Annotated in this window: 11 protein-coding genes, 1 tRNA gene, 2 rRNA genes and 1 pseudogene (1 of these 15 cut by a window edge); 11 read left to right on the top strand and 4 right to left on the bottom strand. The window is 69.0% G+C overall.

Going from position 1 to position 12,358, the window contains the following annotated elements; translation table 11 throughout:
• The 4 genes and pseudogenes from AMK58_RS18705 to AMK58_RS18690 form a co-directional block, all read left to right on the top strand.
• Window positions 1-777: ribosomal RNA gene (locus tag AMK58_RS18705) — 23S ribosomal RNA — on the top strand; it begins 1,970 nt to the left of the window's first position.
• Between the two features lie 135 nt (window positions 778-912).
• Window positions 913-1,028 (top strand): 5S ribosomal RNA (gene rrf / locus AMK58_RS18700).
• Between the two features lie 100 nt (window positions 1,029-1,128).
• Window positions 1,129-1,205, top strand: a tRNA-Met gene (locus AMK58_RS18695).
• A gap of 728 nt (window positions 1,206-1,933) precedes the next feature.
• A pseudogene (locus tag AMK58_RS18690) lies at window positions 1,934-2,185 on the top strand (helix-turn-helix domain-containing protein); the annotation flags it as partial.
• Window positions 2,186-2,264: 79 nt separating this feature from the next.
• Here the strand turns inward: AMK58_RS18690 and AMK58_RS18685 are convergent.
• Entirely contained in the window at window positions 2,265-3,350 is a 1,086-nt protein-coding gene (locus tag AMK58_RS18685) for a sensor histidine kinase (RefSeq protein ID WP_236778235.1), read from the bottom strand.
• A 514-nt stretch (window positions 3,351-3,864) separates the two neighbouring features.
• On the opposite strand from AMK58_RS18685, the gene creD reads away from it, so the two are divergent.
• Window positions 3,865-5,238, top strand: a complete 1,374-nt coding sequence (gene creD, locus AMK58_RS18680; protein ID WP_035683914.1) for a cell envelope integrity protein CreD — start codon at window positions 3,865-3,867, stop codon at window positions 5,236-5,238.
• Window positions 5,235-6,521: a glycoside hydrolase family 3 N-terminal domain-containing protein gene (locus tag AMK58_RS18675; protein ID WP_059399275.1), complete on the top strand. Its 1,287-nt coding sequence runs from the start codon at window positions 5,235-5,237 to the stop codon at window positions 6,519-6,521. Before creD ends, AMK58_RS18675 begins: the two co-directional genes overlap by 4 nt.
• A 447-nt stretch (window positions 6,522-6,968) precedes the next feature.
• On the opposite strand, the gene AMK58_RS18670 is transcribed toward AMK58_RS18675, so the two are convergent.
• Window positions 6,969-7,154 (bottom strand): hypothetical protein, encoded by a 186-nt coding sequence (locus AMK58_RS18670; RefSeq protein ID WP_059399274.1) that lies wholly within the window; start codon window positions 7,152-7,154, stop codon window positions 6,969-6,971.
• Between the two features lie 16 nt (window positions 7,155-7,170).
• Window positions 7,171-7,545: a hypothetical protein gene (locus AMK58_RS18665; protein ID WP_051141080.1), complete on the bottom strand. Its 375-nt coding sequence runs from the start codon at window positions 7,543-7,545 to the stop codon at window positions 7,171-7,173.
• A 94-nt stretch (window positions 7,546-7,639) separates the two neighbouring features.
• Here AMK58_RS18665 and AMK58_RS18660 point away from each other — a divergent pair, with 94 nt between their 5' ends.
• Both AMK58_RS18660 and AMK58_RS18655 read left to right on the top strand, forming a co-directional pair.
• Entirely contained in the window at window positions 7,640-7,942 is a 303-nt protein-coding gene (locus AMK58_RS18660; protein ID WP_035683915.1) for a DUF6166 domain-containing protein, read from the top strand.
• A gap of 85 nt (window positions 7,943-8,027) precedes the next feature.
• A complete protein-coding gene (locus AMK58_RS18655; RefSeq protein WP_035683917.1) occupies window positions 8,028-8,837 on the top strand; it encodes a sterol desaturase family protein in 810 nt (269 codons plus the stop codon).
• 63 nt (window positions 8,838-8,900) lie between these two features.
• Here AMK58_RS18655 and AMK58_RS18650 read toward each other — a convergent pair whose 3' ends face one another.
• The gene (locus AMK58_RS18650) at window positions 8,901-9,659 is read right to left on the bottom strand and encodes an alpha/beta fold hydrolase (RefSeq protein WP_079285584.1); all 759 of its coding nucleotides are present in this window, start codon (window positions 9,657-9,659) and stop codon (window positions 8,901-8,903) included.
• A gap of 165 nt (window positions 9,660-9,824) precedes the next feature.
• Between AMK58_RS18650 and AMK58_RS18645 the strand changes: the two genes are divergently transcribed.
• The 3 genes from AMK58_RS18645 (at window position 9,825) to AMK58_RS18635 (ending at window position 12,326) form a co-directional block, all read left to right on the top strand.
• Window positions 9,825-10,115, top strand: a complete 291-nt coding sequence (locus tag AMK58_RS18645) for a DUF6455 family protein (RefSeq protein ID WP_059399272.1) — start codon at window positions 9,825-9,827, stop codon at window positions 10,113-10,115.
• A gap of 4 nt (window positions 10,116-10,119) precedes the next feature.
• On the top strand, window positions 10,120-10,965 hold the full coding sequence (locus AMK58_RS18640; RefSeq protein WP_059399271.1) for an isocitrate lyase/PEP mutase family protein: 846 nt from the start codon (window positions 10,120-10,122) through the stop codon (window positions 10,963-10,965).
• A 119-nt stretch (window positions 10,966-11,084) separates the two neighbouring features.
• On the top strand, window positions 11,085-12,326 hold the full coding sequence (locus AMK58_RS18635; RefSeq protein ID WP_035676602.1) for an iron-containing alcohol dehydrogenase: 1,242 nt from the start codon (window positions 11,085-11,087) through the stop codon (window positions 12,324-12,326).
• The last annotated feature ends 32 nt before the right edge of the window (window positions 12,327-12,358 follow it).

Below are 12,358 nucleotides of genomic sequence, written 5' to 3'. Positions count from 1 at the left end.
GTAGGATAGGTGGGAGGCTAGGAAACCCGGGCGCCAGCTCGGGTGGAGCCACCCTTGAAATACCACCCTTGAGGTCTCTGGCATCTAACCGCGCTCCGTTGATCCGGAGCCGGGACCCTGCATGGCGGGTAGTTTGACTGGGGCGGTCGCCTCCCAAAGTGTAACGGAGGCGCGCGATGGTGGGCTCAGAGCGGTCGGAAATCGCTCGACGAGTGCAATGGCATAAGCCCGCCTGACTGCAAGACAGACAAGTCGAGCAGAGACGAAAGTCGGCCATAGTGATCCGGTGGTTCCACGTGGACGGGCCATCGCTCAACGGATAAAAGGTACGCCGGGGATAACAGGCTGATGACTCCCAAGAGTCCATATCGACGGAGTCGTTTGGCACCTCGATGTCGGCTCATCACATCCTGGGGCTGGAGCAGGTCCCAAGGGTTCGGCTGTTCGCCGATTAAAGTGGTACGTGAGCTGGGTTTAGAACGTCGTGAGACAGTTCGGTCCCTATCTGCCGTGGGTGTCGGAGTTTTGCGAGGATCTGTCCCTAGTACGAGAGGACCGGGATGGACATACCTCTGGTGCACCGGTTGTCACGCCAGTGGCATGGCCGGGTAGCTAAGTATGGACGGGATAACCGCTGAAAGCATCTAAGCGGGAAACCCACCTCAAAACCAGAACTCCCTTGAGAGCCGTGACAGACCATCACGTCGATAGGAGGCATGTGGACGGGCGGCAACGCCTGAAGCTGAGCCTTACTAATCGCTCGATCGGCTTGATCCTTCCCAGTCGGTAGCCCGCGCGCAGCGGCAAGCCCTGGGCGCACGAGCCAACACCGCAAAGAACAAGAGCAAACGTCCTCGCTCAAACGAAACCCTCTGCCGTCCCTGTCCGGATGGTTCGCGTGTGCCTTGGTGACCTGGTGGTCATGGCGAGGCTCCCAACACCCGATCCCATTCCGAACTCGGCCGTGAAACGCCTCAGCGCCGATGGTACTGCGTCTTAAGACGTGGGAGAGTAGGTCGCCGCCAGGTCACCACGGCACACGCCAAACCAAAACGGATGTGGACGCAGCAGGCTTCGCACGCACTTGACAATCGTCGCCACACTGCCGGTTCCCAGCAGCCCAACACCCGCGGGGTGGAGCAGCCCGGTAGCTCGTCAGGCTCATAACCTGAAGGTCGCAGGTTCAAATCCTGCCCCCGCAACCAACTTTATTTGCTCGGCAAGGCCGGCCCCGGAAACGGGGCCGGCCTTTCGTGTTCCGGAGCACAGCGCCAGGATCCCGGCCAGCGCGCCGTGCAGGTCCACCCGCAGCGTACCGTCCTCCGGCGTCAGCACCACGGCCCCGATCAACGAGCGGATCAGTTCCGCCGCTTCGGCCTGCGTGTCGGGCGTGGTGAGCGCGTCCTGCAGCGCCGTCACCCTCGCCCGATACAGCTCCGCCATATTGGGGTGGAGGAGGGGGCGACGCTTGGCAGGGGCTTCGGCAAGAGCCAGGCGGAGTTCCTCCTGCCGGGCTTCCAGCCGGACAAGCTCGTCCTTCACCGACCGGGCCGGAACTCCCTCCGCGATGGCGTCGACCAGCTTGCCCATGCGCCGCTCGACCCGCGCCAACTCTGCTTTGGCCTGATCCACGGTCGAGCTCTCGACGGCGTGCAGGCGGTTCAGTTCCGCGGTGAACTCCTCGCAGAACGCCTTGAACAGTTTCGGCTCCATCAGCCGTTGGCGCAGGCTATCCAGCACCGTCGCTTCGAGCACGTCGCGGCGAATGTTCACCCGGTTGCCGCACGCTGTCAGTGCCGATTGGATACTCCCCGGAACGGGCGGCTGAAAATTCCCCAGGCTAACGCAACGGCAGGGCTCCGGGGCGTACGCCCCGGAGCCCTGCGGCCGCCCGTCGCCCATGATCACCCTCCGAGGCGGAGGGAGGGCGCAGGTGGTCAGACTTGGGGAACTCGTCATGATTCTCGATCTCGCCCGCGAGGGCCTGTCGGTGTCGGCGATCGCACGCCGCACCGGCCTGGATCGCAAAACCATCCGCAAATGCATCGCCCGCGGATTGGAGGCGCCGGCCTACACCCCCCGGCCGGCTCGGCCGACGCTGCTCACACCCTTCGAGCCCTATCTGCGCGAACGCCTGCAGGCCTTTCCTGATCTCAACAACCACAGCGCCGCCGCGCGCCGGCTCGGCCTGTCGCGGGTGGGCCTTTTGAAGATGATGACCCGGCTGGGCCTGCGGGGGTCTGGCTCGTAATGCGGGTGGCGGTTCAGGAACTGCCCGCTCCCGGCCGGCACAGCCTGACCTCGAACAGGGCGCCGCGCTCCGACGGCAGCAGGGCAATGGTGCCGCCATGCGCCTCGACGAGCCCGCGCGCGATGGCGAGGCCGAGGCCTGTGCCGCCGCGTCCGCGCGCGGTCGTGAAGAAGGGCGTGAAGATGCGGCCGGCGTTCTCGATCAGGTTCGCCAGGACGCTCTCCAGCGCCTCCAGCCCCATGGCGACCGGAAGGAACGGCGGCAGAGTGGCCTTCGCGCCATGGCGGGCGGCGAGGCGGGCCGCGAGGGGTACGGCGTCGGTCACCACCGCCTCGGTCACCCGCATCACGTCGGCCCGCGCCAAGTCCAGGAGGCGGCGGACGAGGCGCGACAGCCGCTCGGCCTCCGCGTCCATGTTGGCCAGGAACCGCTCCCGCTCCCCGGCCGACATGGTGTCCAGATGGTCGCGCAGCAGCTCCACCGTGCCGCGGATGGTGGTCAGCGGGGTCTTGAACTCGTGCGAGACGTGGGCCGCAAAGTCGCGGATGTAGTCCGCCCGCTGCTCCAGCGTCGCGGCCATGCGGGTCAGCGCTTCCGACAGCTCGGCCACCTTGCGCACGACCGGGCGCTGCACGGGCGTCATCACGCCGCGTTCGCCGTCCGCCGTGCGCTTGGCCAGCGCCGTCACCGCGCGCAGCGGGCGGCCGATGGCGACGGTGCCCAGCCACGCCAGCACGCCCACCGAGGCGAGCAGGATCACCGCAAGCCCGGCGAGGTGCCAGCGCTTGCCATAAAGCGTGTCGGCGAGGCTGCGCGGCGTGCGCGACAGCAGCACGACGCCGACGACGCGGTCGGCGTCGAGCACGGGGTGGGCCGTGAAAATGCGCAACGATCGGCTGCGCTCGGGCGCGGCCAGCCCATCGACGCGCCCGCCAGCCAGCCCCCCAACCAGCCCGTGGTAGCGGCCGGTGCGTTCGCGCAGGACGCTGGCGGCTTCACCGGCCAGGGCGCGGCGGACCTCCTCCTGTCCGGCCAGTGACAGGCCGAGATCCTCGCCGGTGCTGGCGACCACGATGCCCTGCGGGTCGGTGACCCGCATGCCGGCGAGCGTGACGCGTTGCGCCTCGCGCAGGATGGGTCCGAGCGACGCCCCGGCCGTTTGCGCGGCGGGGTCGGGTGCGGCCGTCGCCGGGGCAGGATCGGGGGCGGCCGGAAGGACCGGGTCCTCGGCCAGATCCAGGCCGGCGAAGCGGGGCGTCCAGGGGGACTCGAACCCCGGCGGATGGGTCCAGGGCGGATCGACGGGCGGGCCTAGGCCCTCCGTGTGTCCGCCGGCGCGGCGCCATGCGTCGCGGTAGAAGGCGGCGACGACGCTGGCCTGGGCGATCAGCTCCGATTCCGTCTGGCGGATCAGGGCGCTTTCGTAGAGTCGCAGGAATGGGCGGCGCCACCTTATCCGAAAAGCTGCACGAGTTCTGCACAGGCTTTCCTTCGCGGTTGCACGGCCGCGTCATCGCCGCGGCACGGCGCCCTGGCATGCTGGCGGCACAACCAAACCAAAGCATCCAGGCCAAACCAAAGCATCCAGGCCGGCCACATCAAGGAGAGTCTCCGTGAGCATTCCAGCCGATCCGCCGCCCGACCAACCGCCGCCCTACCCGGCGCCATCGCCCCGAAGCCGCCGCTCGTCCAAGCTCGTGCAGGTCGCCGCGCTCCTGCTGGCGACGCTGGTCGCGGGCTGGCTGATTTCGGGGATCGTCGGGGAGCGTGAGGAGCGCCAGGCTGGCCTGCGGGCGGATTTCGCGAAGAGCTGGGGGCCGGAGCAGGCCGTCCACGCGCCGGTCTTGGTGGTCCCCTATGTCCATGCCGACCGTCCGTCGCGCATGTATCTGAAGTTCGCGCCCGAAACCCTGTCGACGCGAGTGGCGCTGACGCCGGAACGGAAGGCGCGCGGCCTGTTTTCCGCCACGGTCTACACGGCGGAGGTCGGGATGGCGGGAAGCTTCCCGATGCCCTCCAAGGCCAGCCTGGAAGCGCTTGTCGGGCGCAGCGCCACGATCCTGTGGAACGAAAGCCTGCTGGTGCTGCAAGCGTCGAATCTGGCCGGGATGACGGCCAAGGACAAATCGAGCTGGGACGGGCAGGCGCTCCCCTGGCGCAGCTGCGGCGAGCTGGTCGGCACCGCCGAGGACTGCCAGGGCGCCCTGCTGGTTGCCCGCCCGCCGCTGACGGCGACTCCCGCCGCGGGGAACCCCGCCGAAGGGAACAAGGTGCCGTTCCAGGCGACCGTGACCCTGCGCGGGACCGGCGCCTTCCGGCAACTCCTCAAAGGACGGCAGAGCGAAGCGGCGATCACGGCCCCCTGGCCGACGCCGAGCTTCACCGGCACGGTGCTGCCGTCGGACTCGACCGTGACCGAGAATGACTTCGCGGCGCACTGGCGGGCCGTGGATTATTCCCAGCCGCCGCTCTGGACCGCGTCCCGGTTGGCAGAGGCAGCCACGGAGCAGCGGGGCCCGTCGATCGGCGTGGATCTGCTGGAGGCGGTTCCGACCTACCGGATGGCCCATCGCGTCTCCAAGTACGGCATCCTCTTCGTCGTCCTGTCCTTCACCGTCTACGCGCTGGTCGAGCTTCTCTCCGTCCTGCGCATCCACACGGTCCAGTACGGCCTGCTGGGGCTGTCGATGACCCTGTTCCCCCTGCTGCTGGTGTCCTTCGCCGAGCCGTTGGGCTACGCCGCCGGCTATTGGATCGGCGCCGCCCTCGTCCTGGTCCAGGCGTCGTTCTACACCGCCACGGTGACTCGGCGCGCGGTGCCGACGCTGGTCTTCGCCGCGGCGCTGGGCGGCCTGTTCGGGTTCCTGTATGTGCTGCTCAGCCTGGAGACCTATTCCCTGCTGGCGGGATTGGTGGCGCTGTTCCTGGTGCTGTCCGTGGTCATGGCGGTCACCCAACGCGTGGACTGGCGGGCGGGCGAGGCATGAAAGCCGTGGTCGCGTGGTGCCTCGGCCTGGCGCTGGCCTTCGCCGGGGCCAACATCCACGACCCCTATCTGGTGCCGGTGCGCGGGTGGTCGGCGCCGGTCATCGCGGCGGCCGGTCTGTGCGGGCTGCTGGTGCTGCTGCGGCGTGGCGGCCGGCGGCAATTGGCGCTGGCGGTGCTCTGGGCCGCGGTGCCCCTGGCGGTGCTGGGGGCGGAGGGTGTCTTCCAGGCGCGCCGGGCCGCCGTCCTGGCGGCACCGGGCCCACTGGCCGCCGAGCTGGGCCGGCATTTCATGATCGGCTACGAGCGTGTGGAGGAGGTGGAGGGCTTGGCCGCCCGCGGGCTGATCGGCGGCATCTTCGTCTCGCGGCGCAATCTGGCCGGACGGTCGGCGGAAGACCTGCGCGAGGAGACCAGCCGGCTGCAGGACATCCGCCGGCGCGCCGGGCTGCCGCCGCTGCGGGTGGCGGCCGACCAGGAGGGCGGGATCGTGTCGAAGCTGTCGCCGTGGCTTCCGAACCGGCCAGCCCCGTCCGCGCTGGCCGGCTTGCTCCCCGACGAGCGCCGCGCCGCCGCGCGCGCCCTGGGCCGCGACCAGGGTCGGGACCTGCGGTCGCTGGGCGTCACCATCAACTTCGCGCCGGTGCTCGACCTGCGCAACGACCGGGCGCCCGACCCGCTGGACTTCAACAGCCTCATCGCGCGCCGCGCCATCTCAAGCGACCCGGCGGTCGTGGAGGAGGTCGCGACCGCCTACGCCGCCGGGCTGGCCGAGGCCGGCGTCCGGCCGACGGTCAAGCATTTCCCCGGCCTGGGCCGCGTCCGCGGGGATACCCATCACTTCCGCGCTGCCATCGGGGAGAGCCGCAAGACGCTGGAAGCCACGGACTGGCGACCGTTCCGCCACGCGCTGGCGGGAAACCCGCAGGCGCTGCTGATGGTCGGCCATGTGGTCCTCAGCGCCGTCGATCCCGACCGGCCGGCGTCCCATTCGCACCGTGTGATCGACGGGGTGATCCGCCGGGACTGGGGCTATGACGGCCTGATCGTCACGGACGATCTGGTCATGACGCCCGTCTATCAGCACGGCCTGTGCCGGGCAGTGGGGGAAGCGCTCAACGCCGGGGTCGATCTGCTGCTCGTCGCGTTCGACGGCACGCAGTTCTATCGGGCCATGGCCTGTGCCATGGAGGCGGCGAGGCGCGGTGAGCTTGACCCGGCCGCGCTCGCCGCCAGCCGCGAGCGGCTGGACCGCAATTCCGGCAGCGCGGCGCCACCAGCGTGACTGGGTGTGCTTCGCCGCGCGACGGATGTGCCAACGGATACAATGGCGGACGACCGTCACTACCCACGCCGGCTGAGGGGCAGGCGCTCCGCCGAGAGCAGCAAACAAAGGCGGTTGCGTGCCCCCGCAACCATCGACAGTCGACAGCCCGCCTCCAACGAGGCGGGCTGTCGGCGTTTTGGATCCGTTTCGGAGCACGCCTCCGGGTCGCCATGAAGCTGCGCCTCCAGCCCTGCGCCCGAGGGGCCCGGATCCTTGATGAACTCGCAACGTCCCTATTCCAGAACACCAGCATAATTGGCGTTGTTGAGGATACCGGTCCCGCGGGCGACCTGTCCGCGGATCGTGGTATCGACCCATCTCCTCCCCCTGGGGCCTGGAACGTTCTCATCGTTCAACCGCCTCATTCTGGCCGTTTGCTTTTCGGCGTGAATGAGCAAAGTCGGGTCAGCGAGGCGAAGCCGGCAGCTTTTTGGCCTCCGGGAACAGCCACAGCGCGCCGACCATGAACAGGCCAAGCGCCGGGATCAGCCATACCGGCATGTCGGGGCTGAGGCGGTCGCGCAAGAGGTAGCAGCCGGCCACCACGACGGCGACCAACACGGACAGAACGCCTTTCAGAATGGGGGGCATGACGGGTCTCCTGCTGTTATCCGGGGATGTGCGCCGCCAGAACGACGGCGAGGATGAGATTGAGAACGGCGGAGAGTGCGGCCCCGGCGCAGCCGTCGCGCAGCGGCGCCGGCACCGACTGGAACAGCAGTGGCCCGAACAGCATCGCCACTCCGGCGGCAATGACTGCGGGCGGCCAGGGCAGGCGCGCAACGGCGAGCCATAGCGCTGCCACCAGCAGCATCACGACACTTCCAGCCAGCAGCACCACCAGCGCGCCGCCACCGATGCCAGTCAGTGCAGCCGGGCGGTGCGCGGCCGGGAAGAAGCCCGCCAGTTGCACCGCCGCAGCAGAGCCGATCAGCACCGCCGCGGCGAAGCACGCCAGTGGAACGGTTTCTGCCCAGGACATCGCACCTTCCCTCCTGTGCCCCGTCCGATGGGGCGATTGCGGCTCACTTTGACATATGATAGATATATCAGACAAGCAGGAAACGGGAGGAACCATGAGGATCTATCGCGGCGACCGCACCATCGACGGCATCCAGGTGACCGTGGACGGCGTGCCTCTCGACCCACGCTTCGACCTGAAAACCGTGTGCGCGGAGGGGTTCGAATGGAGCTACGAAGGCGCCGCCCCAGCGCAACTGGCGCTGGCGCTCATCGCCGCGCACACCGGCGACGGAGACAAAGCACTGAAGGCCTACGACGCGTTCATGCGCACGGTGGTGGCCAACTTCAACAACGAGTGGGAGATGACCGGCGCCGATATGGACGCGGCGCTGGCGGGCCTTCATGCCCGGGCGTGACTCCTACCCGAACGGCCAGTTGACCGTGACATGGGGCTGATGTATCCGTGATATATTACAGCGCGGCTCGGGAGGAGACCTGGACATGCACAGCGAAATCGCCAACTCGCCGATGAGCAACCGGCAACGCAACTACCGCCAGCAGTACCGCGAGCGCATCGCCGGCTGGTACAATGGCTGGCTGCACGTCGCCGTGATCTACACGATCGGCCTCACCGCCATGTACATCTACGTCACCAACATCGAGGCCGTGCGCTGGTGGGAGTGGCTGACCGTTCCGGCGGTCTTCCTGATCTGCAATTTCTTCGAGTGGTTCCTGCACGCCCAGATCATGCACCGGCCGCAGAGCAACCCCGGCCTGCGGGCGATCTACACGCGCCACACGCTGATGCACCACCAGTTCTTCACCGAACACGAGATGCGCTTCGCCGACCAGTTCGACTGGCGCGTCACCTTCTTCCCGCCCTATGCGCTGGTGGTGTTCATCCTGATGTCGATCCCCGGCTCTCTGTTCGTCGGCTGGCTGATCTCGCCCAACGTCGGCTGGCTGCTGATGGTGACCACCACGGGCATGTACCTGACCTACGAGTTCATGCACTTCTGCTGCCACGTGAACGACAATTGGTTCGTGCGCAACTGCCCGTTCGTCAACACGATCCGACGCCACCACACCGCGCACCACAATCAGGCGATCATGATGGAAAGAAACATGAACCTGACCTTTCCCATCGCCGACTGGCTGTTCGGCACGTCGGACCTGAATCGCGGGCTGCTCGGCCACCTGTTCAACGGCTACGATACCCGTCATGTGCGCACCGACCTGCGGCGCACCTCGAAGACCCCGGTCAGCGGCAAGGGCAAGTCCGACGACGGCACCGTCGTCTCGGCGGTCTGAACCGTCACCTCCCCACACCTGCCCCTCTCCCGCCCCGGCGGGAGAGGGGTTTTCCGTCATCCGCTACAGCCGCGCCATAAAGGCGGCCAGCGCATCCGCCAGCCGCTGCGGGTCATGGGCCATGGGATTGTGGCCGCAGCCTTCCCAGACCTCCAACTCCGCTCCGGCAATCGCGTCCGCGATGGCGCGGCCGTGCGACAGCGGGCACTGGTCGTCCGCGGCCCCGTGCACCACCAGCGTCGGCACCGACACCGCGGCCAGCGTGCCGCGATGGTCGGCGCGCCGCGCCGCCATCCAGGAGCCGGCGACGGCGAAGGGCGCCGCCGTCTCGGTCAGCCGCAGCGCCTCGGCCCGGCGCGCCGCTTCCTCGGCGATCCGCTCGGGAGTCTCCCCGGCGAACCAGCGGCATTCGGTGCCCGGGTGCGCCGTGCCGCCGACCAGCACCAGCCCGGCCAGGCGGCCGCAGCCGTGGCGCGCGACGTACTCCAGGCTGACCAGAACGCCCATGCTCCACCCGGCCAGGACGAAGGGACCGGCAATCCCGGCGGTGTAGGCCGCCACATCGGCGGCGAAGCCGTCCAGTCCGTACGCCTCCAACAGGTCCGGCGCGTGCGAGCCGGCTCGTCCGCGCAGGTTGGGGGCCAGCGCGTGGATCTCCGGCGACAGCCGCTCCATCAGCGGTTTCCACGCCGACGCCGATCCTTGGATGCCGTGCAGCAGCACCAGCGTCGGGCGCTCCGCCGACGGCGCGCCGGCCGTCAGTTCCGTCAGCATGCCGGTCGCCACCCGCCGCTCGCCCGTGCGAATCCTTTCCGCATCCATCGCCCGCCCCCTGATGTTTCGGTGATATATCACGGAGGCTAGCAGCACCGCCGCATGGCCGGCAACCCGGCCGAACGGCTCATCCGCACGGATTGATCCGCGTCAATGCAGCGCTGGCCCAGCAGAGATATCAGTGATATGTTACCTATCATTGGAGCAGAGAGCATGGACCCGACGCTGATTCTCGTCCTGGCCGGCGGCTTGGTGCTGGCTGGCGTTACCCTCGCGGCGCGACGCCCGGGGCAGCCGCTGCCGCTGGCTGCGGTGATTGCCCGGCGCCTGCCCGGCGTGACCGCGCTGGCGACGGCCGGCACTTGCCACGCCGTTGCCAATGCCGTGGCCGCGTGCCGACGCTGCGAACGGCAGGACGCCTGCCGGCGGTGGCTGGCCCGCGACACGACGGAGTCCTGCCCTGGCTTCTGCCCCAACCGTGCGGTGATCGAAAACCTGAGGTGAGACCATGGCGGACTCGGCGTTGCAGGAGAAGGCGGAGCGTCTGCGGCAGTTGCATGGCACCGGAAAACCGCTGGTCCTCCCCAACGCCTGGGACGTCGGCAGCGCCGTGGTGTTCGCGGCGGCCGGCTGCCCCGCACTCGCCACCAGCAGCGCCGGCATCGCCTTCGCCGCCGGTTTCCCGGACGGTGAGCGCATGCCGCGCGACGCCATGCTCGCGGCGGTCGGCCGTATCGCCGCCCGCGTCGTGGTCCCGGTCAGCGCAGACATGGAGGCCGGCTACGGCGCCACGCCGGAGGACGTCGCCGACACCGTGCGCGGCGTGATCGCCGCCGGAGCCGTCGGCATCAACATCGAGGACGGGTTGGACGCCGGCGGGTTGCGCGACCCCGCGGATATGCTCGCCCGGCTGCGCGCCGCCCGCATGGCGGCCGACGCGGCCGGCGTGCCCCTGTTTCTCAACGCCCGCACCGATGTGTTCTGGCAGCGGATCGGGCCCGAAGACCAGCGCCTCGCGCTTGCCGTCGAGCGCCTGCGCGCTTATCGGGATGCGGGGGCGGACGGGTTGTTCGTGCCGGGCCGCATGGACCTGCCGACCATCCGGGGGCTGGCGGCGGCGACCGACCTGCCGCTCAACGTCCTGGGCGGTGCGGGAATGCCGCCCATCCCGGAACTGGCCTCGGCCGGCGTCGCCCGCGTCACCGTCGGCTCCGGCCCGATGCGCGCCGCCATGGGCGTCGTCCGCGCCATCGCCGAGGAACTGGCCGGGCCTGGCACCTACGAGCGCATCCTCGGCGTCGCCATTCCCTATCCCGACCTGAACGCGCTGTTCGCCGACGATCCGCAGGACTAGTCCCTTCGGCCGGAGACCCACCCCCTTCGGCCATAGCGCACGCTGCCGCGTTGACGGCATCTCTGATATTCGTTTAGCATACCAACAGTGTATTGTTGATATATCAGAGGAGGAGACCCGTGCTTCACGACCGGCTCTTCTACAGTGCGCCGTCGCGCATTCTCTTCGGCAACGGTGTCCGGCGCGATCTTGCGCCGCTGCTGGCAAGGCAGGGGTTCCGGCACGGGCTGATCGTCACCGACCGCTTCTTCACCGAAAAGAGCCCGATCATCGAGGAACTGCGCGGCCTGCTGCGCGAACACGGCATCACGTCCAGCGTCTCGGCGGAGGGCGAGCCGGACCCCAGCGTCGCGTTGTGCCTCAAGGTGCAGGGCCACGTGCGCGGCAGCGGCGAGCTGGACCGCATCGACCATCTGATCGCCGTTGGCGGCGGCAGCAACATCGACCTCGCCAAGGTGCTGTCGCTGACGCTGAAGTACGGCGGGGAACCGGAGGACTACATCGGCGAGGGGCGGATCCCCGGCAAGCCGCTGCCGCTGGTCGCCATCCCGACCACCGCCGGCACGGGGTCGGAGATCACCGCCGGCGCCATCCTGGTCAAGCACGACAGCGATACCAAGGTCGCGGTCATGGCGAACGACCTGCGCCCGGCGGTGGCGGTGGTCGATCCGGAGCTGACGCTGTCCTGCCCGCCGCGCGTCACCGCCGATGCCGGGCTGGACGCGCTGACGCACGCCATCGAGTCCTATCTCACCATCGACTCCCCGCAGTTCGACCGCCAGGGCGAGGCCGACCCGGCCTACACCGGCCGCAACGCCATGACCATGCTGTTCGCGGCGGAGAGCGTCCGGCTGTGCTTCCGCCACCTGCCGGCGGCGATGCGCGACGGCACGAATCTGGAGGCCCGCACCGGCATGGCGTACGGCAGCCTGTTCGCCGGGCTGTCCTACGCCAGCGCCGGGCTGAACGGCGTGCACGCGCTGGCCTACGCGCTGGCCGGGCTGACGCACGCCACGCACGGCAGCACGAACGCCGTGTTCCTGCCCTATGTGATGGACGCGCTGCGCCCGGTGCGGCAGGCCGAACTGGCGGAGATCGCCCGCATGGCCGGCGAAACCGGCGGTGACGACGCCGCGCTGGCCCTGCGCGCCGTGGAACGCACGCGGGAGCTGGTGGAGATGGCCGGCATCCCCACCACGCTGCCCGGCTTCGGCGTGCGCGAGGAGCAGATCGAGCCGCTCGCCCGCAACGGCATCGCCGTGGCCCGCCTGACCAGGGCCTTCCCGATCCAGCCGGCCGACGCGGCCTACCGCCGCATCGTCGCCAATGCCTTCAGCGGCCGCTTGGGGGACGCCGGCTAGCGCACGTTGACACGCCAAGCAAAGAACAACAA

This window comes from Azospirillum brasilense, from assembly GCF_001315015.1.
In the GTDB taxonomy this organism is placed as follows: Bacteria; Pseudomonadota; Alphaproteobacteria; order Azospirillales; family Azospirillaceae; genus Azospirillum; species Azospirillum brasilense.
The sequence above is the reverse complement of the archived record's forward strand: the minus strand, read 5'-3'. Positions and strand labels throughout refer to the sequence as shown.

What these genes read in the sequence shown, in the direction of transcription:
- AMK58_RS18650 (WP_079285584.1), bottom strand. Translation starts at nt 9,659, where the DNA reads ATGGATGCGGAAAGGATTCGCACGGGCGAGCGGCGGGTGGCGACCGGC.
- AMK58_RS18685 (WP_236778235.1), bottom strand. Translation starts at nt 3,350, where the DNA reads ATGCGGGTCACCGACCCGCAGGGCATCGTGGTCGCCAGCACCGGCGAG.
- AMK58_RS18670 (WP_059399274.1), bottom strand. Translation starts at nt 7,154, where the DNA reads ATGCCCCCCATTCTGAAAGGCGTTCTGTCCGTGTTGGTCGCCGTCGTG.
- AMK58_RS18655 (WP_035683917.1), top strand. Translation starts at nt 8,028, where the DNA reads ATGCACAGCGAAATCGCCAACTCGCCGATGAGCAACCGGCAACGCAAC.
- AMK58_RS18640 (WP_059399271.1), top strand. Translation starts at nt 10,120, where the DNA reads ATGGCGGACTCGGCGTTGCAGGAGAAGGCGGAGCGTCTGCGGCAGTTG.
- AMK58_RS18660 (WP_035683915.1), top strand. Translation starts at nt 7,640, where the DNA reads ATGAGGATCTATCGCGGCGACCGCACCATCGACGGCATCCAGGTGACC.
- AMK58_RS18645 (WP_059399272.1), top strand. Translation starts at nt 9,825, where the DNA reads ATGGACCCGACGCTGATTCTCGTCCTGGCCGGCGGCTTGGTGCTGGCT.
- AMK58_RS18675 (WP_059399275.1), top strand. Translation starts at nt 5,235, where the DNA reads ATGAAAGCCGTGGTCGCGTGGTGCCTCGGCCTGGCGCTGGCCTTCGCC.
- AMK58_RS18665 (WP_051141080.1), bottom strand. Translation starts at nt 7,545, where the DNA reads ATGTCCTGGGCAGAAACCGTTCCACTGGCGTGCTTCGCCGCGGCGGTG.